19 protein-coding genes are annotated in these 24,616 nt (G+C 71.2%); 7 read left to right on the top strand and 12 right to left on the bottom strand.

Translation table 11 applies throughout. From position 1 onward, the window contains the following. Nucleotides 1–881: 881 nt before the first annotated feature. From miv_RS03585 to miv_RS03595, 3 genes are read right to left on the bottom strand one after another with little or no spacing between them, the layout of a single operon-like run. A complete protein-coding gene (locus miv_RS03585) occupies nt 882–1,667 on the bottom strand; it encodes a 3-hydroxybutyrate dehydrogenase (protein ID WP_048430949.1) in 786 nt (261 codons plus the stop codon). 13 nt (nt 1,668–1,680) lie between these two features. Then, on the bottom strand, nt 1,681–2,424 hold the full coding sequence (locus miv_RS03590; RefSeq protein WP_058618730.1) for an acetoacetate decarboxylase: 744 nt from the start codon (nt 2,422–2,424) through the stop codon (nt 1,681–1,683). Nucleotides 2,425–2,448: 24 nt separating this feature from the next. Continuing rightward, nucleotides 2,449–3,576: a patatin-like phospholipase family protein gene (locus miv_RS03595; RefSeq protein WP_207181468.1), complete on the bottom strand. Its 1,128-nt coding sequence runs from the start codon at nt 3,574–3,576 to the stop codon at nt 2,449–2,451. Between the two features lie 271 nt (nt 3,577–3,847). Here miv_RS03595 and miv_RS03600 point away from each other — a divergent pair, with 271 nt between their 5' ends. Further along, complete coding sequence (locus miv_RS03600) at nt 3,848–4,801, top strand: acetyl-CoA carboxylase carboxyltransferase subunit alpha (protein WP_207183378.1); 954 nt, start codon at nt 3,848–3,850, stop codon at nt 4,799–4,801. A 535-nt stretch (nt 4,802–5,336) separates the two neighbouring features. On the opposite strand, the gene miv_RS03605 is transcribed toward miv_RS03600, so the two are convergent. Together miv_RS03605 and miv_RS03610 are read right to left on the bottom strand one after the other, a co-directional pair. Further along, nucleotides 5,337–5,942, bottom strand: coding sequence for a GNAT family N-acetyltransferase (locus miv_RS03605; RefSeq protein ID WP_207181469.1), 606 nt, complete (start codon nt 5,940–5,942; stop codon nt 5,337–5,339). Then, complete coding sequence (locus tag miv_RS03610) at nt 5,942–8,287, bottom strand: Orn/Lys/Arg family decarboxylase (protein WP_207181470.1); 2,346 nt, start codon at nt 8,285–8,287, stop codon at nt 5,942–5,944. The genes miv_RS03605 and miv_RS03610 overlap by 1 nt, the downstream gene beginning before the upstream one ends. A gap of 486 nt (nt 8,288–8,773) precedes the next feature. Here miv_RS03610 and miv_RS03615 point away from each other — a divergent pair, with 486 nt between their 5' ends. After that, nucleotides 8,774–9,292 carry a Ros/MucR family transcriptional regulator gene (locus tag miv_RS03615; protein ID WP_244748852.1) on the top strand — a complete coding sequence of 173 codons (519 nt, stop codon included), beginning with the start codon at nt 8,774–8,776 and terminating at the stop codon, nt 9,290–9,292. Nucleotides 9,293–9,378: 86 nt separating this feature from the next. Here miv_RS03615 and miv_RS03620 read toward each other — a convergent pair whose 3' ends face one another. Together miv_RS03620 and miv_RS03625 are read right to left on the bottom strand one after the other, a co-directional pair. Next, the gene (locus miv_RS03620) at nt 9,379–10,410 is read right to left on the bottom strand and encodes a helix-turn-helix domain-containing protein (RefSeq protein ID WP_207181472.1); all 1,032 of its coding nucleotides are present in this window, start codon (nt 10,408–10,410) and stop codon (nt 9,379–9,381) included. Between the two features lie 121 nt (nt 10,411–10,531). Further along, nucleotides 10,532–11,830 carry an MFS transporter gene (locus tag miv_RS03625; RefSeq protein WP_207181474.1) on the bottom strand — a complete coding sequence of 433 codons (1,299 nt, stop codon included), beginning with the start codon at nt 11,828–11,830 and terminating at the stop codon, nt 10,532–10,534. Nucleotides 11,831–12,178: 348 nt separating this feature from the next. Between miv_RS03625 and speB the strand changes: the two genes are divergently transcribed. Further along, on the top strand, nt 12,179–13,258 hold the full coding sequence (gene speB / locus miv_RS03630) for an agmatinase (RefSeq protein ID WP_207181476.1): 1,080 nt from the start codon (nt 12,179–12,181) through the stop codon (nt 13,256–13,258). A gap of 24 nt (nt 13,259–13,282) precedes the next feature. Here speB and miv_RS03635 read toward each other — a convergent pair whose 3' ends face one another. Continuing rightward, on the bottom strand, nt 13,283–14,218 hold the full coding sequence (locus miv_RS03635; RefSeq protein WP_207181478.1) for an SMP-30/gluconolactonase/LRE family protein: 936 nt from the start codon (nt 14,216–14,218) through the stop codon (nt 13,283–13,285). Between the two features lie 166 nt (nt 14,219–14,384). Here miv_RS03635 and miv_RS03640 point away from each other — a divergent pair, with 166 nt between their 5' ends. Further along, on the top strand, nt 14,385–15,218 hold the full coding sequence (locus miv_RS03640) for an NAD-dependent epimerase/dehydratase family protein (protein ID WP_244276525.1): 834 nt from the start codon (nt 14,385–14,387) through the stop codon (nt 15,216–15,218). A 55-nt stretch (nt 15,219–15,273) separates the two neighbouring features. Here miv_RS03640 and miv_RS03645 read toward each other — a convergent pair whose 3' ends face one another. Next, a complete protein-coding gene (locus tag miv_RS03645; protein WP_244276526.1) occupies nt 15,274–17,322 on the bottom strand; it encodes a methyl-accepting chemotaxis protein in 2,049 nt (682 codons plus the stop codon). Between the two features lie 298 nt (nt 17,323–17,620). Next, nucleotides 17,621–18,142 (bottom strand): Rrf2 family transcriptional regulator, encoded by a 522-nt coding sequence (locus tag miv_RS03650; RefSeq protein WP_207181480.1) that lies wholly within the window; start codon nt 18,140–18,142, stop codon nt 17,621–17,623. Between the two features lie 109 nt (nt 18,143–18,251). On the opposite strand from miv_RS03650, the gene hmpA reads away from it, so the two are divergent. After that, nucleotides 18,252–19,508: an NO-inducible flavohemoprotein gene (hmpA, locus tag miv_RS03655; protein WP_207181481.1), complete on the top strand. Its 1,257-nt coding sequence runs from the start codon at nt 18,252–18,254 to the stop codon at nt 19,506–19,508. 139 nt (nt 19,509–19,647) lie between these two features. Here the strand turns inward: hmpA and puuE are convergent, their stop codons facing one another. Next, entirely contained in the window at nt 19,648–21,090 is a 1,443-nt protein-coding gene (gene puuE, locus miv_RS03660) for an allantoinase PuuE (RefSeq protein ID WP_207181483.1), read from the bottom strand. Nucleotides 21,091–21,400: 310 nt separating this feature from the next. Beyond that, entirely contained in the window at nt 21,401–22,681 is a 1,281-nt protein-coding gene (locus tag miv_RS03665; RefSeq protein WP_207181485.1) for a glycosyltransferase family 4 protein, read from the bottom strand. A gap of 248 nt (nt 22,682–22,929) precedes the next feature. Between miv_RS03665 and miv_RS03670 the strand changes: the two genes are divergently transcribed. Next, nucleotides 22,930–23,250, top strand: coding sequence for a rhodanese-like domain-containing protein (locus miv_RS03670; protein WP_207181487.1), 321 nt, complete (start codon nt 22,930–22,932; stop codon nt 23,248–23,250). Between the two features lie 187 nt (nt 23,251–23,437). Then, complete coding sequence (locus miv_RS03675; RefSeq protein ID WP_048429712.1) at nt 23,438–24,571, top strand: efflux RND transporter periplasmic adaptor subunit; 1,134 nt, start codon at nt 23,438–23,440, stop codon at nt 24,569–24,571. The last annotated feature ends 45 nt before the right edge of the window (nt 24,572–24,616 follow it).

A 24,616-nucleotide genomic window follows, 5' to 3' on the forward strand; every position in this document is an offset into this window, starting at 1 on the left:
TAATACGCTTGCAGGATCTAGGTTGCCTGTCTGAAACATTAAGAGTCCGTAACGCAACGGAAGAGTGTCGTTCGCGCGGTGGTCGACTTGCGGTCGAGGTGTGAAGGGGGCGAGGGCAGTATGCAGTCGATCGCCACGGGGGCGACGCAAGCGGCAAACAGGATTGCGGCGTACATGCAGGAGGATCGGGCGAGCTGGCCCGTGACGCCGCAGTCTGCCGCGGAGCCGGTCTGTCCACGTCACGCAGAGAAGTTCGACGGTGGCGCGGGAATGGATATTTTATAAATTGATCGATAATATATTCGGACGATTATTGCGTCCGACCGTCCCTGTCGTTCCGAGGCGTCGGTTCCTCAATGACGGACTGACTGAGAAGGATGTCCCGGGAATCTCTATACGACATCCATGCCCGATCGCGAGGCGAAACGGTAGACGATGCAGCAGGTTACGCGGTGCAGGCGCGGCCGCCGAGAGGGTAAATACTCCCCCCGTTGCGAGGGAGGGCGGCCCCCGGAAGGGGCCGGGAGAGCGGACGCCGCTTCCGGAGAGGTCGCGACCGTAGTGATGGGCGCCACACTCGGCAACGTCGCGCTGTTCCTCTCCCGCCCCAGCACGCGTGCTTCGCACTCGCCGTAGGGCACCATCCCCCGCAGAGGGGGGGAGGGCGCACGTCTCGGCCGTCTCGCCTGCGTCGCACAACCTGCTGCGTCGTGTGCCGTGGCGTTGCAGCCAGGATCTATCCTGTGTTTTTGATTTTACCGTATTTTCTTCCGACGAACCGGGATCCGCTTCGTCGGATAATGCTCGATCCGATTACTATCAGGTGCCAAGACCACCGCCGAGGGTCCGTGGCATGACGGCGCGGTTCCCGGCCGCTCCCGCTACTGCGCCGTCCAGCCGCCATCCACCGGCAGGTTGGCGCCGGTGATCTGGCTCGCCGCATCGGTGCACAGGAAAGCGGCGAGAGCGCCGACCTGCTCGACGGTGACGAACTCCTTCGTCGGCTGGGCCTTCAGCAGCACCTCGTCGATGACCTGCTCCTTGGTCAGGCCGCGGGCCTTCATGGTGTCGGGGATCTGGGCCTCGACCAGCGGCGTCCAGACGTAGCCCGGGGAGATGCAGTTGACCGTGATCTTGTGGGCGGCGAGTTCGAGCGCCGCGGTCTTGGTCAGGCCGGCGATGCCGTGCTTGGCCGCCACGTAGGCCGACTTGTAGGGCGAGGCGACGAGGGAATGCGCCGACGCCGTGTTGATGATCCGGCCCCAGCCCTTCGTCTTCATGCCGGGGATCGCCGCCCGCATGGTGTGGAAGGCCGAGGACAGGTTGATCGCGATGATCTGGTCCCACTTCTCGAGCGGGAATTCCTCGATCGCCGAGACGAACTGGATGCCGGCATTGTTGACCAGGATGTCGACCGCGCCGAAGGCTCGCTCGGCCTCCGCCACCATGGCGGCGATCTCCTCGGGCTTGGTCATGTCGGCGCCCGAGTAATGCGCCTTGACGCCGAACTCGGACTCGATGCCGGCCCGCGCCGCCTCGATGGCGTCCGGCTTGCCGAAGCCGTTCAGGACCACGTTGGCGCCGGCGCCCGCCAGCGCCTTGGCGATGGCGAGGCCGATGCCGCTGGTCGAGCCGGTGACGAGGGCGGTCTTGGATTGCAGGGACATGTGGGGTCTCTCCTCAGGCCAGATAGTCGTGCAGCACGTGGCCGTACGGCAGGGTGAAATCCACGATCTGGTGGCGTCCGCCGACGATCCGGCGCACCGGCAGGTCGGCGACGCGGCAATTGACGTGGGGAATGAGGTGCAGCCGCGCCTCGCCCTCCCAGGCGCCGTGGACCTGGATGTCCCGGAGCCGGTAGCCGACGAGCTGGGCCACCTTCACCCCGCCGTCGACGTCCGGGATCAGCTTCAGGTTGACGTTGAGCTGGCCGATGCCGGCGCGCACCGTGTCGAGCCGGTCCTCCAGGCTGCGATGCTTGTAGGTCATGGTCCCCATCGCCACCCGCTCGTCGTCGTAATGCAGGGTGCCGGTGAGCGTGTCCTTCGTCACCTTGAGGCGGGGCACGCCGTACTTCTTCGGAAAGCCCCAGATCTCGCGGCCGGCGGTGATCGGCGGCTCGTCGTCGAGATACATCTGGACCGAGTAGTTGCAGGGCTCGCCCTTCCAGGTCGCGACGATGGCCGAGCCGCTCTCCTCGTAATCGCCGAAGCCGGAGGAATCCGGCATCTTCATCCACTCGTAATAGGCGAGGTTGCCGGGGGCCGGCTCGAGCGGCTCGGGCAGGGCGGCCCGGAGCGCATCGGGGTCGGTCTCGTAGGTGATGATGAGGTATTCGCGCCGCATGAACCGGTAGGGCCCGTGCGGGTAGCTCGGGCTGAAGGCCGGCATCGAGGGGGCCTTCAGGATCTCGTCGCGGGTCATGCGGCGTCCCTTCCTCTCAAAAACTCAATCCCGCGCGTCGCGGGTGAGGTCGAACACGGTCACGCCCTGGTCGGGCCGGCAGCGCTCGATCCAGCGGCGGTGGCGCAGGGAGCGGCGCATGTCGTGGCGCCCGGCCTTCCAGTGCTCCAGCATGGTGGCGCGCGAGAATTCGTAGTCCTTGGCGTCGCTCTCGTAGTTCTTGGCGCGGTAGATCAGCTGCAGGATCGTGACCGCGTTCTGGTGGCTGACCTCGGCGAGGAAGGCGACGTCGGGGTCCTGGCGCAGCTCCGGCGGCAGCTTGTCGAACAGGCGCCGGAACGCGGTCTTGGCGCGGTGGATCTCGATCTGGTCGTCGGTGTTGAGGCGGGTGCGGCTCGAGAAGCGGATGTCCTTCTCGCGCTCGGCCGCTTCCGCCAGGGTGCGGGGCACCGGCCCGCGGGCGCTGAACAGGTCGACCTGAAACACCGCGAGGTCGCGCGCCCGTTCCTCGTCGAGCACGTATTGCAGCGGCGTGTTCGAGACGATGCCGCCGTCCCAGTACGGCTCGCCGTCGATCTCCACCGGCGGGAAGCCCGGCGGCAGCGCCCCCGAGGCCATGACGTGCTCCGGGCCGATCCGGTCGCGGTGGTTGTCGAAATAGACGAAGTTGCCGGTGCGGACGTTGACCGCGCCGACGCTGAGCCGCGTCTCGCGCCGGTTGATCCGCTCGAAGTCGATCAGCTCCAGCAGCGTCTGCCGCAGGGGGGCGGTGTCGTAGTAGCTCAGCGCCTGCGGCGCCCCCGCCGGGTAGAGGGCGGCGGGCGGCCAGCGCGGCGCGAAGAAGCCCGGCACGCCCACCACCGCCCCGAAGGCGGCGCTCCAGGCGTTGAACACTTCCCGGGCCTGCTCGCCGGGAAACCAGGGCGACACGGTGATGCCGGACGAGACCTTGTCCCAGAACGCCCGCAACCGCTCGATCCGGCGCTCCGGCGGGTTGCCGGCGATCAGCGCGGCGTTGATCGCCCCGATCGAGATGCCGGCGACCCATTCGGGCGAGAGCGCGGCCTCCTGCATCGCCTCGGCGATGCCGGCCTGGTAGGCGCCGAGCGCGCCGCCGCCCTGGAGCACCAGCACCCGGCACTCGTCGCGCTCCGCCCGCTCCGGCTCGTCCATGGCGCCTCCAGGAAAACGTCGCCCGTTCCGGCCGTAAGATGATGGTGCAGTGCCGCAAGACAAGCCTCACCGCGGGCGGCGGCCGAGCTTTTCGCGCCGGGGCCCGGGTGGCGTCCCGGGCGGGATGTCCCGGGTTGACATGCGCGGGCCCCTCCGCCAACCCTCCGCGCCGCCCTGGCCCGGACGCGAGGACGGGGCCGGCCGCCGTGCCATCGACCCCGCGCTTCGCGCCGAAGCCACCGCGATGCGGCCCGACACAACACAGGTCCCGATGCGCTCCTACCTCGACTTCGAAAAGCCCGTCGCCGAGCTCGAGGCGAAGCTCGAGGAATTGCGGGCGCTGGGCGACCGCGACGGCGCGGTGGCGATCAGCGAGGACGTGACCCGGCTCGAGGCCAAGGCCGCCGCCGCCCTCGCCGAGCTCTATGCCGGCCTCACGCCCTGGCAGAAGACGCAGGTCGCCCGCCATCCGCAGCGCCCGCACTTCGTCGATTACTGCGCCGGCCTGATCGAGGAATTCCAGCCGCTTGCCGGCGACCGGGTGTTCGGCGAGGACGAGGCGGTGGTCGGCGGCTTCGGCCGCTTCCGCGGCCGGCCGGTCTGCGTCATCGGCCAGGAGAAGGGCGCCAACACCGAGGCCCGCATCCGGCACAATTTCGGCATGGCCAAGCCCGAGGGCTACCGCAAGGCGGTGCGCCTGATGGGGCTCGCCGGCCGCTTCGGCCTGCCGGTCCTCACCTTCGTCGACACCGCCGGCGCCTATCCCGGCATCGAGGCGGAGGAGCGCGGCCAGGCCGAGGCCATCGCCCGCTCGACGGAGGCCTGCCTCGGCCTGCCGACCCCGAACGTCACGGTGGTGATCGGGGAGGGCGGCTCGGGCGGCGCCATCGCGCTCGCCACCGCCAACACCGTGCTGATGCTCGAGCACTCGATCTACAGCGTGATCTCGCCGGAGGGCGCCGCCTCGATCCTGTGGCGCGACGCCGGCCGGGCCCAGGACGCCGCGACCGCGATGAAGATCACTGCCCAGGACCTCCTGCGGCTCGGCGTCATCGACGCCATCGTGCCCGAGCCCACCGGCGGCGCCCACCGCGACGGCCAGGCCGCGATCCGGGCGACCGGCGAGGCGATCGCGAGCGCCCTGGAGCCGCTTGCCGCCCTCGACGCCGATACCCTGCGGGACAAGCGGGCGCAGAAGTTCCTGGAGATCGGGCGGAGCCTGTAGGGCGGATCGCGCCGCTCGTTCGGTTCGCGCGACAGATCTCCCATCCTTCGGGTCATCCCGGGCTCCGCTGCGCGGCCCCGGAATGTTGGGGTGGACGGCCTCCGACGGCATCGAATGTGCCAGGTTGAGGACGTCGAACACCCAACCGAGGAGAGCGTCCGTACCGCCTCTCGCGCGACAAGCTGCTGCCGGCGCTCGAGAAGATCCCCGCCACCGTCGGGCCGGGCCGGTCGGCTGCGTTCCGCCGCCGCTCGAGGAGCGGCGGGACGCCGCCCTCGGTGAACGAGGAGCCGCAAGCACGGCCAAGGCCAGGGCGGAAGGCCAGAGCAGGATGAGGGACCCTGGGACCAGGACATTCCGCCGTGTCGTCGCGCGTCACAGCGCGTCGGGATGTTGGGAGCCTGGTCTTCACAAGGGCATGCTTGTGCGAACCCCTCGGTGGCCCGCCGCCGTCCCGTCGCTGCACCGCGACGGCACGACGGCATCCATGACGTGGGGGGTGGAACAGCCGGCGAGGGAGCCGATCACTCCCTCTTCACGTCGTCGCCACGGCCGCCTGCGCGTCCCGCGCCGCCGCCTCCTGGCGCCAGGTCGAGGGCTGGTCCGACGACCCCGTGCCGAGCGCGCATTGCACCATCACGCTGTCGGCCCAGCGGCCGTGGCGGTAGGCCACGGCCGGCAGGTGGCCGACACGCGTGAAACCGCAGGCCTCATGCAGGCGCAACGACGCCTCGTTCTCGGCGTCGATATAGCCGATCATCTGGCGGTAGCCGCCCGCCGCGCAGGCCTCGATCAGGGCCGGCAGCAGGCGCCGGCCGATGCCGGCATGGAGATGCCCGGCATGGACGTAGATCGAGTGCTTGAGCGTGTAGCGGTAGGCCGGCCGCTTGCGGAACGGCACCGCGTAGGCGTAGCCCGCCACCATCCCGTGGCGCTCGGCCACGAGGTGGGGCAGGCGCTTGCTCCGCATGTTCTTGCGTCGGCGCTTGAGGTCGTCCGGCCGGAGCCGGTCCTCCTCGAAGTCGCCGGTATCGCCGACGCCGTGACGGATATGGTGCTCGTAGATGTCGATCATCGCCGCCACGTCGACGTCGGTCGACGGGCGGATCACGATCCCGGGCTGGGTCGGCGCCGAGTCCATCAGCGCCCCTCGCGCAGCACGTAGGTGTAGAAGCGGATGCGCCCGTCCGGCTCGACCTGGCGGTAGACGCCCTGGATCTCGGCCTCGAAGCCCGGGAACAGGTTGGCGGCGGCCTCGAACATCTTGAAGTAGTCGAGCATGGGCTTGGCCCGCTCGTCCAGCCGCTCGCCCGGCAGCACCGTGCCGATGCCCGGCGGGTAGACCAGCATCAGGGTCGTGGCGATGCGTCCCTCGGCCTCGGCGATCGGCACGAAGTCGACGTTGTTGCGGGTCAGCATCTGGGCCGCGGCCTTGGGCGGCATCACCATCTCGGGCAGGTGCTCGGGCATGAACTGCTTGCGCTGGAGCCCCGAGGTGTCCGACTGGCGATGGAAGGCGTGGTAATCGGCGCAGAGGTCGCGCAGGCGCACGCCGCCATAGCGCTGCGGCCGGCGCCGGACGAATTCCGGCATCGCCTCTTCGAGCAGTACGTTGTCGTCGTGCAGGCGCTTGAAGGCGACGAGGCCGGAGATCAGCGTGCCGGCCTTCGAGGATTCGACGCCGGGCGTCAGCAGGAAGAGCAGCGAGTTGAGGTCGTTCTTCTCCGGGACGATGCGGTTCTCGCGCAGGTACTGGGCGACGATCGGCGCCGGCACGCCGTGCTCGGTGTATTCTCCCGTCCGCCGGTCGAAGCCCGGGGTGAGCACGGTCAGCTTGTTCGGGTCGGTGATGGCGTAGCCCGGCGCGACATGGGTGAAGCCGTGCCAGCCGGCCCCCGGCTTCAGCTCCCAGTGGCGCGCGTCGGAAGCGAGCTCGTCGGTCGGCAGGCTCTCCCACGGCACCTCGGCGCCGCCGGCCCCCGTCGCCATGTCGGGCACGAAGGGATCGAAGAACCAGCGGCGCTTGGGGTCGCGCTCGTTCTCCTCGAATTCCTTGCGGATCGCCCGCACCTTCTTGCGCCACTCGATGCCGAGCCGGATCGTGTCGTCCCACAGGATCATGCCGGAGCGCCCCTTCATCATCTGGGCGCCGACGTCGAGGGAGGCGAAGAGCGGGTAGAACGGCGAGGTCGAGGCGTGAACGAGGAAGCTCTCGTTGAGGCGCCGGTGCTCCACCCGCCTCGTCTGGCCGCGGATGTGGCCGTCCTTGGTGTGGATCTGCGAGGCCTGGGAGAAGCTCGCAAGCTGCTTGTGGGTCGATTGCGTGGCGATGATGCCGGGCGAGGTCTCGTCCAGCCCCGTCAGCCCCATGGCGTAGCGGCCCTGGAACAGCGGATGGAACTTCATGAAGCCGGCCCAGGCCTCGTCGAACAGGATGTAGTCGCAGAGGTGTCCGATCCTGGCTACGATCTCGCGGGCGTCGTAGATCGTGCCGTCATAGGTGCATTGCTCGATCACCGCGACGCGGAACGGGCGCTCCTTGCGCCACGCCTCCTTGTCCTTGACGAGCGGATTGTCGCGGATCTTCCGGCGGATTTTTTCTTCGTCCAGCGCCTCGTGGAAGATCGGGCCGATCAGCCCGTAGGCGTTGCGGTCGGTCTCGAGGAAGATCGGGATGCCGCCGCCGAGAAAGAGCGCGCCGTGATGCGCCGCCTTGTGGTTGTTGCGGTCGAACAGCACCAGGTCGTCCTCGGCCACCAGCGAGGACAGCACGATCTTGTTCGAGGCCGAGGTGCCGTTGAGCACGAAATAGGTCTTTTCGGCCCCGAAGATCTGCGCCGCCTCCTTCTGCGCCTTGAGCGCCGGGCCCTCGTGGGTCAGGAGATCGCCGAGATCGAGGACCGAGTTGTCGAGGTCGTCGCGAAAGATCGCCTCGCCCAAGTGCTCGACGAAGATGCGGCCGATCGGCGAGCGGTTGTAGAAGATGCCGCCGTTATGCCCCGGGCAGGTCCAGAGCTGGTTGCCCTTCTCGGCGTAATCGACAAGCGCGCCGAAGAACGGGGTCTTCAGGGTCTCGGCATATTGCGTCACCCGGCTGACGAGGCCGCGGGCGATGAATTCTGGGGTCTCTTCCGCCAGGAAGATGTAGCCGTCGATGAAGTCGAGGAGCTCGACGGGGATGTCCTCGAGCCGCTTGCGCCGGACCATGATGACGATCGGCATCTCGAGGCCGCGCTTGCGCATCATGTCGATGAGCGCCGCTGCCTTGCCGTCGAGGCCGCGCTTGCCCCAATCCACCACCAGGCAGCCGACCGCCGCATCGGTCTGCACCGCGATCGCCGCATCCTCGACCCGCCGCGCCCGCACCACCTCGAAGCCGCGATGCTCGACCGCCGCCACGATCTGGTTGACGCGCGCGCCCTCGAGGTCGTCCGGGTCGAAGGCCGGCGTGCACATCAGCACGGTGAAGCGGCGGTGGAAGTCCATCGGGCGGGGCTCCTGTCCTGGGCAGTCGGACCTGCGTGTCGGCCCCTCTCATGACGTTCCGATGACGGTCCCGGCCCTGCGGCGAATCCACTCCCCCGGGCGATGCCGGCATGGGGAAGGCGGCGACGCGCCGGACATCCGGGCATCTCTCGCGGGCATCTCTCGCGGGCATCCCCCGCCCCGCACGCCAATCCGCCATGCGGCCTAATCGGGGTGGACCTTCGTCGGGGCCGGTCAGGCGCTGACTAATCCACTCTGGGTACCGCCGACCGAGTTTGCGGCCGAGTAGCCCGCGCGATGCGCAAGGCTTGGGTGAATCTCCGGGCCGGCATGAAGCCGTTGCGCGACGTGAAGGCGGCCCGATTACAAAAAGCATCTGTGGGTAATTCGGTGCTGACCGTACGACGGTGGGTTGAAACTGCACGCGTGTGCCCGATATCGGCTCCAGGCCCGCTCGTCGGGTGCGTTGATTTAGGACAAATATCCGTGTCGCAAGAAGATCTGGTCCAGGACGTCGATTACGTGGCGCTCGCCGCCGACGTCGTGTCCGCCTACGTCGCCAACAACTCGGTTCCGGCCGCCGACCTCGCCGGCCTGATCGGCACCGTGCACAACGCCTTCGTCTCCCTCGGCCAGCCGGTCGCCAAGGAGGCCGAGAAGCCGACCCCGCTGATGCCGATCAAGAAGACGGTGACCCCGGATTACCTGATCAGCCTCGAGGACGGGAAGCAGTACAAGTCGCTCAAGCGCCACCTCTCCACCCGGGGCCTCACCCCCGAGGAGTACCGCCGCAAGTGGGGCCTGCCGCACGACTACCCGATGGTCGCCGCCAACTACGCCGCCCAGCGCTCGGAGCTGGCGAAGAGCATCGGTCTCGGCCGGGGCCGCACCGTCGCGGCGGCCGCCAAGCGCGCCACCTCGGATGCGGTCGTGAAGGCCCCCGTCGCCGACGCCAAGGCGGACGCCAAGGCCGCCGGCAAGCCGTCCAAGCGCGCCCGCGCCTGAGGGCCGACCGACGCCGACGAGCGACGCGCACGTGACGCGGCAGTGAAGGGCGACCTGCGGGGGCAGGTCGCCCTTCGCGCGTCGCGTCACATCAGCTCGCCGTGCCAGGTCACGAAGCCGAGCGGCGGTACGCCGGCCGGATCGGGGCGGGTGAGCCGTCTCCGTTCGGCCCTGTCCGGCTCCGCGGTGCCGCGCGCGCTGCGGCGATACTCGCCGGGCGGCACGCCGACCGCGTCGCGGAACAGGCGGCCGGCATGGCTCGGCGAGGTGAAGCCCGCCGCCGTCGCGAGTTCGTCGATGGTGCGGTGCTCGTCGGGCTGCGACAGGGACCGGCGCAGCTGCGCCACGCGCCGCTGCTGCACGAACCGGGCGACGCCGCCGGCCGGCTCGAACAGGCGGTAGAGCACGCTGCGCGACACGCCGATCCCGGCCGCGATCGTCGCGACGGACAGATCCCGGTCGCCCAGATGCCGATCGATGAAGGCCGTGGCGCGTGCCCGCGCCCGTCCGGCGGCGACGGGAGGCGGGACCGGCGCGGCCCGGTCGCGCAGGGAGGCGAGCGTCGCACCCAGCAGGAGGCAGAGCGACTCGGTCGCGACGCCGGCGAGGTTCGGCGTCAGCCCCGCGGCGTGCGCGGCGAGCGAGCGCAGGAAATCGATCGACAGGCCCGCCTCGCGCGGGCCCAGCACCAGCCCGTGCAGGTCGAGCCCGTCGAGGACGGCCGGGTCGAGGCGGTCGCGGGCGATCGCCGCGGTGACGATGCGCGCGCCCGTGGTCCAGGTGCGCTGCGGGCGGGTGAGGTCGAACAGCGCGAGGCTTCCGGCCTCGACCGCGCGGACCGCGTCCGGCACCTCCAGCATCATGCGGCCGGCGAGGACGAGGTGAAGCGTGACGTGGTCGAAGCCGTCGCGGGCGACCCGGCGCGGCCCGCGGGCATGCGACACCCCGGCGAGCTGCCGGTCGAAGATCAGCATCCGCGGCAGCCGGTGGGCGACGACCTCGGTCCGCAACGGCCCGGGCAGGCGATCGACGTCGGTGCCGCTGCTGTAGAGGTCGCGATACGCCTCGAACGCGTCGTCGTCGGCGGCGAGGTCCGGGCCGAGGGTGATCGTGTCCATCGTGCGCGCGGGCGGCTCCTCGGCTGGTTTCCCCTCGGGCAGACGCCGGTTCCGCGACGGAGACCTGCGATCCACCGGGGCGATGGGCGACACGACGCTTCGGCATGCCGAGGCCGGTTGCTCAGCGGCACATCCCTGCCGCTGGGGCCGCTGATCTCCCGAGGTAGCGCGCACCGAGCAGAAGGGCAACGAGTCCCGCCCCGTAGGCCGGCAGGCTGGCGGCCAGCAGGGCGTGGCCGAGCGCGGCCTCGCCGAAGACCCGGTCGGCCAGAAGCCCGACCAGCGGCGGGCCGAGGCCGAACCCCGCGAGCGTGATGCAGGCCATGAACGGCGCGGTGACGCGGCCGCGCAGCGCCCGCGGCGTCATGATCTGCAGGCCCGCCAGCGTGGCGACCGAGCCGATGCCCAGGCCGAAGATCAGGGCGGCGAGGGCCGCAAGCGCGAGCGCGAAGCGGTCGGTCAGTCCCAGCGTCGCGGCGAGCGGCAGGGTGCCGAGGAGCGAGCCGAGGATCAGCCGTCCGCCGGGCAGGCCCCGCCGTGCGGTGCGGTCGAGGAGGCGTCCGCCGGTGAACTGGCCGAGGGGCGCGGCGACGGCGACGATCACCCCGAACAGCATCCCGGCCGAGGACAGAGGCAGGCCGAAGCGCCGCACGAGCAGCGTCACCGCCCAGGCGTTGGTGGTCTGCACCACCAGGGTGACGGCGGTCCCGGCGATCGCGATGGCGGCGTAGCGCCCGGCATGCCGGGCGAGCCAGGGGGCGAGGGCGGTCCGCCGCGCCGGCCGCCTCCCGCCCCGATCCGGATCGGGCAGACGCAGCATCAGGGCCGCCAGGACGAGGTTCGGCAGCACGCTCAGGGCGAACAGCACCCGCCAGGCCGCGACCGGGGCGCCGAGGCCGAGGGGGACCGCGGCCGGCAGCAGGGCGAGGAGCCCGCCGCCGAGCATCAAGGCCGTCCCGCGCCCCAGGGTGGCGCCGGCGGTGTAGAGGGAGACGCCGTGACCGATCCGGTCCGGCGGCTGACGTGCCGCGATGAGAGCCAGGGCGGCCGGGGTGAGCACCGCCTGGCCGAGGCCGAGCACCGCCCGGCCGAGGACGAACTCGCCGAGGCCGGTCGCCAGCCCGCAGGCCAGGGAGGCCAGGCCCCAGACCAGGATCCCGCCCGCGATCAGGCGCGGGCGGTGAACCCGGTCGACCAGGGGGCCGACCGCCAGGGAGGCGACGGCGTAGGTCGCCACGAAGGCGGTCCCCTGGGCGAGGCCGAGCTCGAAATCGCTCAAGGCCAGGTCGGCCTTGATCGCCGGGGCGACAAGGGCGGCGATGAACCGGTCCGCGAAGGCCAGGAGATGGGCGGCGGCGAGCAGCCACACCCCCGGCCAGGCCGGCGCGAGGGAGAAGCCCCCGGGGCGGGACGCGCGCACCGGATCAGGCGTCGCCGGGTGCAAGGCCGGAACCGGCTGCGGCGCGGATCTCGCCCATGCGGGGTGGCTCTCTCGGCTCGTGGAACGTGCCGCGATCGAGGCGGGATCGCGCGACGGCAGGACGAGGGGTCTCGTCGCAGAAAACGTCGCCGCTCGATAGCCCGTCGGGGGAGCCCGGCTTTTCGGCCGCGGGCTTGCCAGCGCGGCCGGCCTGCGCTTCAGTCGCGCCCGGGCGGCGCGGGCCGAGGGCACGCCGGGCGCGCCGGGGCTCCCCCTCGCGGAGCCGACCTCCCGAGTGCTGCGCCCGGCCGGCGACGACCGGCGGGCCCTTCGTCCCGGATGTCTTCCATGGATCAGGCCAAGAATCAGGCCGAGGATCAGGCCGAGTTTGCCGCCAAGCTCGCGGCCCTGCGCGCCCGCTACCTCGACGCGACCGGCGGCGACATCGACGACCCGGATTTCGCCAAGGCGGCGCGTCAGCAATTCAGCGAGAGCGACCGGCGCAAGTGGCCGTTCGCGGACGTCGCGACCTTCCTCGACCTGCCGTACCGCCCCGACGCCGCGACCCTCCCCGATTTCGGCGGCCTCGACGTGGCGCTGATCGGCGTGCCGATGGATCTCGGCGTCACCAACCGGGCCGGCGCCCGCCACGGGCCGCGGGCGGTGCGGGCGGTGGAGCGCGTCGGCCCCTACGAGCACGTCCTGCGGATGACGCCGGCCGCCGAGCTGAAGGCCGCCGATATCGGCGACGTGCCGTTCCGCAGCCGCTTCTCCCTCGAGAGTTGCCACCAGGACATCGAGGACTTCTTCTCGACCGTGGTGAAGGCCGGCGTGATCCCGCTCGCGGTCGGCGGCGACCACTCGATCAGCCGCGCCACCTTGCGGGCGGTCGGCGCGTCGCGCCCGGTCGGCATGATCCACATCGACGCCCATTGCGACACCGGCGGCGTCTACGAGGGCTCGAAGTTCCACCATGGCGGCCCGTTCCGGCAGGCGGTGCTCGACGGCGTGCTCGATCCGGCCCGCACGATCCAGATCGGCATCCGCGGCGGCGCCGAGTACCTGTGGGAATTCTCCTACGTCTCGGGCATGACGGTGATCCACGCCGAGGAGGTGCCGCAGCTCGGGATTCCCGCGGTGATCGCCCGGGCCCGCGCGGTCGCGGGCGACGGCCCCACCTACCTCTCCTTCGACGTCGACAGCCTCGATCCCGGCTTCGCACCCGGCACCGGAACGCCCGAGATGGGTGGTCTGATGCCGCGCGAGGTGCTGGAGCTGCTGCGCGGGCTCGCCGGCCTGACCATCGTCGGCGGCGACGTGGTCGAGGTGGCGCCGCAATACGACCCGACCAGCAACACCGCGCAATGCGCCGCGCAGGTGCTGTTCGAGCTGCTCTGCCTCGTCGCGGCGGGGCGCAAGGGCGGTTAGCCGCCCCCTCCGCGGGCCGGGGCTTCACCCCCCGGCCACGCCCTGCGTATCGACGTACACCGCGTAGAGCGACTGGCTCGCCGCCATGAACAGCCGGTTGCGGTGGCGACCGCCGAAGCAGAGGTTGGCGCAGCGCTCCGGCAGGCGGATGCGGCCGATCAGCGTCCCTTCCGCGTTGAACACCATCACCCCGTCGAGGGCGTCGTCGCCCATGCCCCAGCCGCACCAGAGGTTGCCGTCGGTGTCGCAGCGGAAGCCGTCCGGCGTGCCCGGCCCGGCATCAATGTGGACGCGCCGGTTGCTGAGGCGCCCGCCCGAGACGTCGAAGGCGAGGATGCGGCGGTTCGGCTGCGCCCGCGACTCGACGAGGTAGAGGATCGATTCGTCGGGGGAGAAGCACAGGCCGTTCGGCCCGGCGAGGTCGGTCGCCGCTGCCTCCAGCACCCCCGTGACCGGGTCGAGGCGGTAGACGTTCTGCGGCAGTTCCGGCTCGGCCCGCTCGCCCTCGTAGTTGCCGAGGATGCCGAAGGGCGGATCGGTGAACCAGACCGCGCCGTCGCGGGCCACCACCACGTCGTTGGGCGAGTTGAGGCGCTTGCCCTCGAACGTGTCGGCCAGCACCGTGATGGCGCCGTCATACTCGGTGCGGGTGACGCGCCGCCCGCCATGCTCGCAGGTGACGAGGCGGCCCTGGCGGTCGCGGGTGTTGCCGTTGGCGAAGTTCGACGGCTTGCGGAAGGCCTGGACCGCGCCCGTCTCCTCGTCGAAGCGCAGGATGCGGTTGTTCGGGATGTCGCTCCACAGGAGGTAGCGCCCGTCGCCGAACCAGACGGGTCCCTCGCTCCAGCGGCAGCCCGTCGCCAGGCGCTCGACCCCGGCGCTGAACACCCGGTAGCGGGCGAAGGACGGGTCGATGACCTCGATGGCGGGGTCGGGATACCGGATCGTCGGCGTCCACACGGGGCGTTCCTCCCTGGTTGTCGTTCTCGGGCGCGGACCTTCGCGGGCCGCGGGCTCCGACGCAACCCGGGATCCCCGTCTCCGGCGCTCGACGCCGGGCCCGGCCTCCCCGATGATGGCGCCCGAGGCGCCCCGTCCGAAGGGCGCCGGCACTGGAGGAGAAGGCATGAGCGAGGCAACGGGGATGCGGGTCGCCCTGTCGGGGGCGGGCGGGCAGATCGGCGCGGTGCTGCGGCCGCGCCTGCTCGAGGCGGGGATCGTCCTGCGCTCCGGCGGCGGGCCGACGGCGCTGACGCCGCTCTCGGACAAGGAGACGGTGACGACCGGCGACCTGCGCGAGCCCGAGGCCGTCGACCGGCTGCTCGAAGGGACCGAGGTGCTGGTCCACATGGCCGGCACCAGCGTGGAAAAGCCCCTGCCGGAGGTGATCGAGAACAACCTCGTCGCGCTCCAGGCGGTCTACGAGGGCGCGCGCCGCCACGGCCTGCGCCGCATCGTCTTCGCCAGTTCCAACCACGCCTTCGGCATGCATGCGGTGGACGAGCGACTGGCGATCGACGCGCCGTTCCGGCCCGACGGCGCCTATGGCCTCAGCAAGGCCTGGGGCGAGCTGATGGGGCGGATGTACTGGGACCGGCACGGCATCGAGGGAGTGGCGCTCCGCATCGGCAGCGCCCTGCCGCGCCCGACGGAGTTCCGCCACCTCTCGACCTGGCTCGGCCACGACGACCTCGGCCAGCTGGTCCTGCGCAGCATCGCGGCGCCGATCCCCGGCTACGTCGCGGTCTGGGGTGCCTCGAACAATCCGCGCAGCTACTGGGACAACGCGCAGGCCGCCGCCGCGATCGGCTACCGCCCGACCCAGTCGGCGGAGGACTGGGCCGAGGAGATCTTGGCGAAGGAGAACCCCCTCGACCCGATCGCCCGCACCCTCCAGGGCGGCAGCTTCACGACGATCGACTACACGCCGCAGGAAGAGCGGCCGAAGCGGGGCGGCTGATCCCGCTCCGGCCCGCGCTTCGGGCCGTGCCTGCTTCGGGCCGTGCCTGCTCCCGTCAGGCCGCCCGCACGGAAGCGAGGAAGCCCGCGACCTCGGCCGAGAGGTGCTCGGACTGGCGCGACAGCGCGGAGGCCGCGGCGAGCACCTGGCTCGCCGCGGCGCCGGTCTCCTCCGCCGCGCCCGCGACGCCCGCGATGGTGCCGGTGACCTCGCCGGTGCCGGTGGCGGCCTGGGCGACGTTGCGGACGATCTCCTGGGTCGCCGCGCCCTGCTCCTCCACCGCCGCGGCGATCGAGGTGGCGACCCCCGAGATCTCCTCGATCCGTGCGGTGATCCCGCCGATCGCGCTCGCCGCTTGGCCCGTCGAGGACTGGATCGCCGTGATCTGGCTGGTGATCTCCTCGGTGGCGCGGGCGGTCTGGCCGGCGAGTTCCTTCACCTCCGCCGCCACCACGGCGAAGCCCCGTCCCGCCGCACCGGCGCGGGCGGCCTCGATGGTGGCATTGAGCGCCAGGAGGTTGGTCTGGGCGGCGATCGACGAGATCAGCCCGACCACGTCGCCGATCCGCGCCGTGGCCTCGGTCAGGGCCCGCACCTGCCGGGCGGTCTGACCGGCTTCCGCCACGGCGGCCTGGGCCAGCCGGGCCGAGCCGTCGACCTGGCGGCCGATCTCCTGGACCGAGGCGCCCAGTTCCTCCGCGGCGACCGCGACGGTGCCGACATTCGAGGAGGCTTCCTCGGCGGCGGCCGCCACGGCGGTCGATTGCGCGGCGGTCTGGGTCGCGGTGGCGGTCATGGTCCGGGCGGTGGCCTGGAGCTCGTTGGCGGAGGCCGCGACCTGGCCGACGATGCCGCCCACCGCCCGCTCGAAGGTCTCCGCCATCTGGCGCATGCCGGCCCGGCGCTGCTCGTCCGCCGAAGCGCGGGCGAGCGCCGTCTCCTGCTCCAGGGCCCGGGTGCGCAGGATGTTGTCCTTGAACACCTGGACGGCGCCGGCCATGGCGCCGATCTCGTCGCGTCGCGCGATCCCCGGCACCGCGACCGTGGCATCGCCGTCCGACAGGCGCCGCATCGCCGTCGCCAGCCCGGCGATGCCGCCCACCACGCGCCGCTGCACCGTCACGATCGCGACGACGAGCATCAGGGCGATGAGCCCGGCGACCGCGCCGTTGACCAGCACCAGCCTGTCGGCCCGCGAGGCCTTGGCCTGCGTCTGGAGAACCATGTCGTCCATGATGGCCATCGACAGGTCGGTGATGGCGTTGCGCCCGGCGAGGATGGCGCTGTCCCATTCCGCCTTGTCGATGGCGGGCTTCCGGCCCTCCGAGGCCGCCGCCAGCACGTCCTTGCGCATGGCCGCCAACGGCCCGCCGAAATACAGCGCGTCGGCCCGTGCCCGCGCCTCGCGGACGGCCTGGCTGGCCGCCCCCGAGGCGATCATGCGGCCGACGATGCCCCAGCCCGTCTCGACCTGGACCGCGAGCCGGTTCATCTCGCCGGCCTCCGCCGCATTCGCCGCACGATTCGCCGCCGTGACCAGGCTGAACACCGAGCCGAAGCGGCTGGTCGTCATGCGGACCTGCCACGCCACGGACTGGGCGTTGAGCAGCACACCCATGCTCGGGTCGTCGTGCTGGATGCGCGTCGAGACCGCGTCGGAGGCGGCCTCGAGGGCGGCGATGACGCGGGCGGCCAGGTCGGCCGCGCGCTTGGCGAGGTCCTTGTCCCGCCCGGCCCGCGGCTGCGCGAAGGCCTGGTCGAGGGCGGCGCGCAGCGTCGTCCATTCGCCGAACAGGGTGGCGATCTCGCGGCCCTTGGCGGCGAGATCCGGGTCCGGCAGCGCGACCAAGGTCCGCGTGGCCGCCGTCACGCCCTGGTCGAGGCCCGGACGCGCGCCGACCGAGATCTCCCGCTGCCACCGGGACGCCTCGGGCTCCATCGCGAGGACGTTCAGGGCGTAGCCCCATTCCACCCGCATCCCGACGAGGCCGGCGAACAGGTTGCGGTTGATGGCCGAATCCTGCGTGACCCGATTCGTGACGGCCTGAATTCCGAGGTTGGTCGCCAGGCGCTCGCCGGCGAGGGCGAGTGCGGTCACGGCCATCAGGACCATCATGGACAACAATGTGCGCTTGATCGACATCGCCAGAACCATCGGAATCGTTTAACGTCACTGGTGGACGGGTACTGTCAAATCCAATAACGCTGCGTTAATCCTGGATGCGTGGCGCTGCCCGTTTCGACGATGAGGGAATAATAAGAAAAATTTCTTAGACGGCAGTCGGTCGTGCGAAGCGGAAACATTCGGTTACGCCAGGTCGTGGCGAATTTATGTTACGATCGATTGATGGGCTCCATGCGTTCTGCCCGGATCCCCTGCGTGACGGGGGCGCCGGCTGCGCTCAGGCGTCGCCCGCGGACAGGCCGATCCGGTGTCCGGCCGGCTCTGGCCCGCCTCCCTCCCGCCCGCCTCCCTCCGGCAGGCCGAGGAGCCGCATCAGGTCGGGGGCCGAGCCATCCGCCAGCAGGTCGGCCAGCGTGTAGCGGTCGAGCACGGCCAGGAAGGCGTCGAGCGCCTCGCCGAGGACGTGGCGCAGGCGGCAGGCCGGCGTGATGGCGCAGGCGCCGCTCCCGAAGCACTCGACGAGGGCGAGGTCCTCTTCCGTCTGGCGCACCACCGCGCCGATCACGATCTCGCCCGGCGGCAGGGCGAGACGCAGGCCGCCGCCCCGGCCGCGGGTGGTGCGGACCAGGCCGAGCCGGCCGAGCTGGTGCACCACCTTGGTCAGGTGGTTCTCCGAGATGCCGTAGGCGCGGGCGATCTCGCCGATCGAGGCCTGCCGTGGCGCGCCGGTCCCGAGATCCTGCGCCCCGAGATAGAGCAGCGTGCGCAACGCGTAGTCGGTGTAGCGCGTCAGGCGCATGGGAGCCTCGCCCGCCTCATAACCTGTAAATCCTATACACCTTCAAGGGTCCGCGCTAAAAGGTGCATATCGAATGCATCTTTTAGCCACTGGACCGTCGAGCATCCTCATGCCGTCCCCGCTGAGCCCCGCCACCATCGCCCTCGTCAAGGCCACCGTGCCCGCCCTGGAGGTCCACGGCCTCGCCATCACCCGCCGGATGTACGAGCGGCTGTTCACGGATCCGGCGATCCGCGACCTGTTCAACCAGTCGCATCACGGCGAGACCGGCTCCCAACCCAAGGCCCTGGCCAATGCGGTGCTCGCCTATGCGCGCAACATCGACAATCTCGGCGCGCTCGCCGGCGCGGTCGAGCGCATCGCCCAAAAGCACGTCACCCTGGCGATCCTGCCGGCCCATTACGCATCCGTCGCCGAGGCCCTGCTCGGGGCGATCCGGGACGTGCTGGGCGAGGCCGCGACGCCGGAGATCTGCGCCGCCTGGGGCGAGGCCTACTGGGTCCTGGCCGACATCCTGATCGATCGCGAGGCGGCGATCTACCACGATCACGCGGCCCGGCCCGGCGGCTGGACCGGCTGGCGCGACTTCCGCGTCGAGAGCGTGACGGTCGAGAGCGAGACGATCCGCTCCTTCGTGCTGGTGCCGGCGGATGGCGGGCCAGTTTTGCGCCACGTTCCCGGCCAATATCTCTCGGTGAGGCTCGCCCTGCCGGGGGAGGGCGTGCTCGTGCGCAACTACTCGGTCTCCTGCGCGCCGAACGACCGGTCCTACCGCATCACCGTGAAGCGCGAGGCTGCCGACGATCACCATCATGCCGGCCTGCCCGCCGGCCGGGTCTCGTCCTGGCTGCACGAGGCCGCCGATCCGGGCACGAGGCTCCAGGTTGCCGCCCCCGCCGGCGATTTCGTGCTCGACCGCGAATCGCGCGCGCCCGTCGTGCTGGTGAGCGGCGGCGTCGGCCTCACTCCGATGATGAGCATGCTCGAGACGATCCGGGCCGAGACGCCGGAGCGGCCGACCTGGTATGTCCACGGCGCGCTGAACGGTCGGGTCCATGCCATGGCCGGGCGGGCCCGGTCCCTCGCCGCCGGCTGCCCGGCGATCCGCCTGCACGTAGTCTACGAGTCGCCGGGGGCCGGCGACCGGCTCGGGACGGACCACGACGCGGTGGGCCGCATCACCCCGGACTGGCTCGTCGCCCACACCCCGGCGGCGGAGGCGACCTACTATCTCTGCGGCCCCAGAGCCTTCCTGGCGAGCCTCGTCCATGGGCTCGCCCGCCTCGGCGTACCGGCGGAGCGCATCCGCTACGAGGTCTTCGGGCCGGCGGACGAATTGGTGGAGGAGGCGCGGGCGGCGGCGTGAGGAACCGGGGGATGTCGGTCGAACCCGTCGAGCCGCCTCGTCCCGACCGATGGACTTAAAAAAAACCCCTGGATCGTTCCGGGACCGCGCCGCGGAACCCAGAATCCGGACACGACGACCGTCCCGGGCGACGGGTCCGTCAGGCCGTGGCCGAGAAGACGTCCGGCAGCGAGGGCAGCCGCTGGCGCAGGCGCAGCAGTGCGATGGTCTCGATCTCCTGCAGCGCCCGGGCCCGCTCGTCCTCGGGCGGATTGTCGAGGCGCTCCTCGAGCTGGGCCAGAATCTCGTCCGGGCTCCTGCCCCGCACCGCCATGATGAACGGGAAGCCGTGGCGGGTGCGGTAGCGCTGGTTGAGGTCGAGGAAGCGGGCGCGGCCCTCGGCGTCGAGGGCGTCGAGGCCGGCCGAGGCCTGCTCGGCGCGCGATTCCGGCGCGAGGTCGGCCGCCGCCACCCGGCCGGCGAGATCGGGATGGGCGTGGATCAGGGCGAGCTGCCGCTCGGGCTCGGCCGCCCGCATCACCGCGACCATGGCGGCGTGGAGGCCGTCGGCCGAGTCCTGCATCCCGGAGAGTCCGGCGGCGTGGGCGCCATCCGCCACCCAGGGCGAGTGCTCGAACACGTCGCCGAAGCTCTCGACGAACAGGGCGCGGCCCATCCGGCTCGGGGTCAGGCCTGCGGGCGGATGGGTCTTGGTCCAGTGCCGGGCGATGTCGATGCGGCGGGTCACCCACACGTCGTCATGCGCCGCCACGTGGTCGAGGAAACGGGCGAGCGCCGCGATCCGCCCCGGCCGGCCGACGAGGCGGCAATGCAGGCCGATCGAGAGCATCCGGGGCGTCTCGGCGCCCTCCGCATAGAGCACGTCGAAGGAATCGCGCAGGTAGGCGAAGAACTGGTCGCCGGCGTTGAAGCCCTGCGGGGTGGCGAACCGCATGTCGTTGGCGTCCAGCGTATAGGGCACCACCAGCTGCGGCGCCCGCGGTCCCTCGACCCAGTAGGGCAGGTCGTCGGCGTAGGAATCCGCCGAGTAGAGGAAGCCGCCTTCCTCCATCACCAGCCGCAGCGTATTTTCCGAGGTGCGGCCCGTGTACCAGCCGAGCGGGCGCTCGCCCGTCACCTCGGTGTGGATGCGGATCGCCTCGTTCATGTGGGCTTTCTCCTCCTCGTAGGAGAAGTCGCGGTAGTCGATCCACTTCAGGCCGTGGCAGGCGATCTCCCAGCCGGCCTCGCGCATCGCCGCCACCGCGTCCGGGTTGCGCTGGAGCGCCGTGGCGACGCCGTAGACCGTCACCGGCAGGTCGCGCGCGGTGAAGAGCGCGTGGAGGCGCCAGAACCCGACCCGCGAGCCGTACTCGTAGATCGATTCCATGCTCATGTGGCGCTGGCCCGGCCAGGCCTGGGCGCCGACGATCTCCGACAGGAAGGCCTCCGAGGCGCGGTCGCCGTGGAGCAGGCAGTTCTCGCCGCCCTCCTCGTAGTTGATGACGAACTGCACCGCGATGCGGGCGCCGTTCGGCCATCGCGCCTGGGGCGGGGTGCGGCCGTAGCCGACGAGGTCGCGGGGGTAGGGGGTGTCGGTCATGGGGCGTCCGTTCGCACGGCCGCCGCCTCTCCGCCCGGTGCGGGGACGGGCGCGGGATCCCCTCTCCCGTGTGGGAGAGGGGGAGGGGTGAGGGTGACAGGCTTCCGCAATGACCCTGAACCGTCGAGCTGCCGGCACCGCGCTCGACGCCTCACCCGGAAGCGTGTCACCCTCACCCCCGGCCCCTCTCCCACACGGGAGAGGGGAGCCGCGCCAGGATCAGCACCCGGAGGGTGGGGGACGGCCTTAGGAAAAAGCTCGGCCCGACCTTAGCCTTGCGGCAGCCCCGGTGCAAAACCGGCGCGGACCGTCACCCCGCCAGCGCCGCCAGCACCGGATCGACCCGGGCGAAGTGGTCGGCCCAGGTCGGGGATCGATAGCCCGCGAGGCGTCCCGCCATCGTGGCCCGCAAGGGGGAGCCCGGCGCCGCCAGATCCTCCACGGTCCGCATCCAGCCCAGGCCGTCGAGCGGGTGCAGGAACTCGGCGAAGTCCGCCGCGATCTCGCGGTGGACCGGGATGTCGGAGGCCACGACCGGCAGGCCGCTGGCGGCGGCTTCCAGCACCGGCAGGCCGTAGCCCTCGGCGAAGGAAGGCATCAGGAGCGCCGTGGCGTGCCCCATCAGACGCACCAGTCCGGCGGTCGAGAGGCCGGAGGCCTCGGTGACGTGGGCGCGTACCGCCGGGCAGCGCTCCAGCAGGTCGATGACGTTCTCGCTCTCCCAGCCCCGGCGCCCGACGACGACGAGGCGCGACGTCGCCGGCCCGTGACGCGCGGCGAGCTCGCGCCAGGCCGACAGCAGCGTGATCAGGTTCTTCCTCGGCTCGATCGTGCCGCAGACGAGGAAGAACGGCCGTGCCGGGGGCGGCGAGGGGGCGGCCTGGAACGCGGCCTCGATCCCGAGCGGACCGACGGTGACCGGCGGCGACCGGAGCCCGAGCCCCGCGACGTGGCCTGAGAAGCGCCGTCCCACGTCGTCCGAGTTCGCCACGATCGCCTGGGCGTGGCGGGCCATCGTCTCCATCCGCACCCGGTGGCGGCCGGCCTCGCCGTCGCGGCCGTATTCGGGATACTCGATCGGGATCAGGTCGTGGACGAAGAAGACCGGCCGCACGTCCGGCCGGTCGTAGAGCCAGTCGAACCGCCCGGGCTTGTCGAGCCGCAGATGCGAGGTGTGGAGGTAGAGCGCGTTCAGCGGCAAGGCCTCGGGCCCGGGCGCCCGCCACGCGGTCAGCCGGGCCCGCCACTGACGCTTGCGCCGCTGCGCCGCCCCCTCGGGGGCCGCCGCGCCGGTGCCGGCCGCGGGTGCCGGCAGGCCGAGCCGGGCGGCGAGGTCGCGGTAGACCGGATCGTCCCCGGCCGTGACGTCCTCGGTCCAGGCCGCGACCGCCCCCTCGACGAGGTCGGTCATCTGCCGGCGATCGAGGAGTTTTGGGCCGACCGGCGTCGAGACCACCCCGAAGCGCGGTCCGGCCTGCCCCAGCAGATGGCGGGCATAGGCGAGGTCGACCCGATCGATGCCGGTCGGGCTCGCATGGCGCAGACGGGTGACGAGGCGGGTGAGGTCGAAGGCGACGGGATGCGGGCGCATGCGGTCCTGGTGCGGCTCGGCGAGGGTGACGCGGTTGCCCGCGTTCCTACACATGCGGCACGGCCGCGCCGAATCCACCTTGTGCGGCAGCGCACAAGGCGCGCCCCGGCGCGTGGATGGTTGCCCTTGCAACCCTGAGCGATGATGATTTATCGCATTCGTCAGCGTTCCGTCGCGTTGCGGTGACAAGAGCCGGACGGGGCGGCTAAGATCGTGGGTCGGCGGTGGGCCGGCGTTCGGGTGAGACCATGGCGATCGTCGATCTAAATCGGGAAGCGGTGAAGAACGGCCTGGCGGACAACTCCGTCCTGCTGATCGACGTGCGCGAACCCAACGAGTTCGCCTCCGGCCACATCCCGGGCTCCGTGTCGTTCCCGCTCTCGGATTTCGACGTCGAGCGCCTGCAGGCCCTGATCGCCGCGGACGGCCGCCGGCCGGTCCTGTCCTGCGCCGCCGGGGTCCGCTCGGCGCGGGCGCTGCAGTACCTCCAGAGCCAGGGCATCGCGCTCTCGGAGCACTATGTCGGCGGGTTCAAGGACTGGGCCAATGCCGGCGAGACCGTCGAATAGGTGATCCATCCCGCCCTCGCGGGCGGAGCCGCCCGCCAGGGCGATCGAGACTTTCACGGCCCCGGGAGGGCCGCGCCGGACGAGGCGCGGTTCCCGTGACGGCCAAGCCCCTCGACGCGGATGCGCTCCGGCCCATCTTTCGTGCGTCCGACGGGGCCGCATGCACGAGATGAACGGGAGAACGAGTATGCGCAGGCTGAGGCTGGCGGCGGTGATCCCGGCGCTGCTGCTGCTGGCCGGGGTGCCGGCGCGAGCCCAGGCTCCGGGCGGTCCGCCCCCCGCGGTCACGGTGGCCAAGCCCGTGGTCAAGGAGGTGGTCGAGCACGACGACTTCACCGGCCGCTTCAACGCCATCGAGTACGTCGAGGTGCGGGCCCGGGTCACCGGTTACCTGCAAAAGATCCACTTCCAGGACGGCGCCGTGGTGAAGAAGGGCGATTTGCTCTTCACCATCGATCGCCGGCCCTACAAGGCGGCCCTCGACCAGGCGACCGCGGCCCTCGATTCGGCCAAGGCGCGGCTGAACTTCAGCCAGACCGATCTCGAGCGCGCCCAGACGCTGAGCCGGTCGGGCAACATCTCCGAGCAGGTCACCGACCAGCGCCGGCAGAACTCCCAGACCGCCCAGGCCGACGTGGACAACGCCACCGCGGCGCTTCGCCAGGCCCAGCTCAACTACGACTTCACCGAGGTGCGCTCCCCGATCGACGGGCGGATCTCGCAGCGGAACGTCACCGAGGGCAACATCGTCATCACCGACCAGACGTTGCTGACGACGATCGTCTCGCTCGACCCGATCTACTTCTCGTTCACCGTCGACGAGCGGTCGTTCCTGGCCTACCAGGGCACGCTCAAGATCGGCATGGGGGCGACCCAGAACGAGCACACGGTGCCGATCCTGGTGGCGCTGACCGGCGAGGCCAAGCCCACCCGCAAGGGCGTGCTCAACTTCGTTGACAACCGGGTCGACGAGGCGACCGGCACGGTGCTGCTGCGCGCCACCGTCGAGAACCCGGACCGCTTCATCAAGCCGGGCCTGTTCGGCATCGTCAGCATGCCGGCCTCGAAGCCCTATCGCGGCATCCTGATCCCCGACGAGGCGATCGGCGCCAACCAGGACAAGCGCCTCGTCTACGTGGTCGGGCCCGACAACGTCGTCCAGCCCCGCAACATCCGCCCCGGCCCGAAGATCGACGGCTACCGGGTGGTGCGCGACGGGCTCAAAGGGGACGAGACCATCGTGATCGTCGGCCTCACCCGGGTGCGCCCGGGCGCCAAGGTCACGCCCGAGGTCAAGGAATTGCCGCCGGTCCGCGAGTAAGCCGGGACGCGCCGCCCCACCGGGCGGCGCGCCCGTCAGGATGCC

The organism is Methylobacterium indicum (assembly GCF_017347565.1).
Lineage (GTDB): Bacteria > Pseudomonadota > Alphaproteobacteria > Rhizobiales > Beijerinckiaceae > Methylobacterium > Methylobacterium indicum.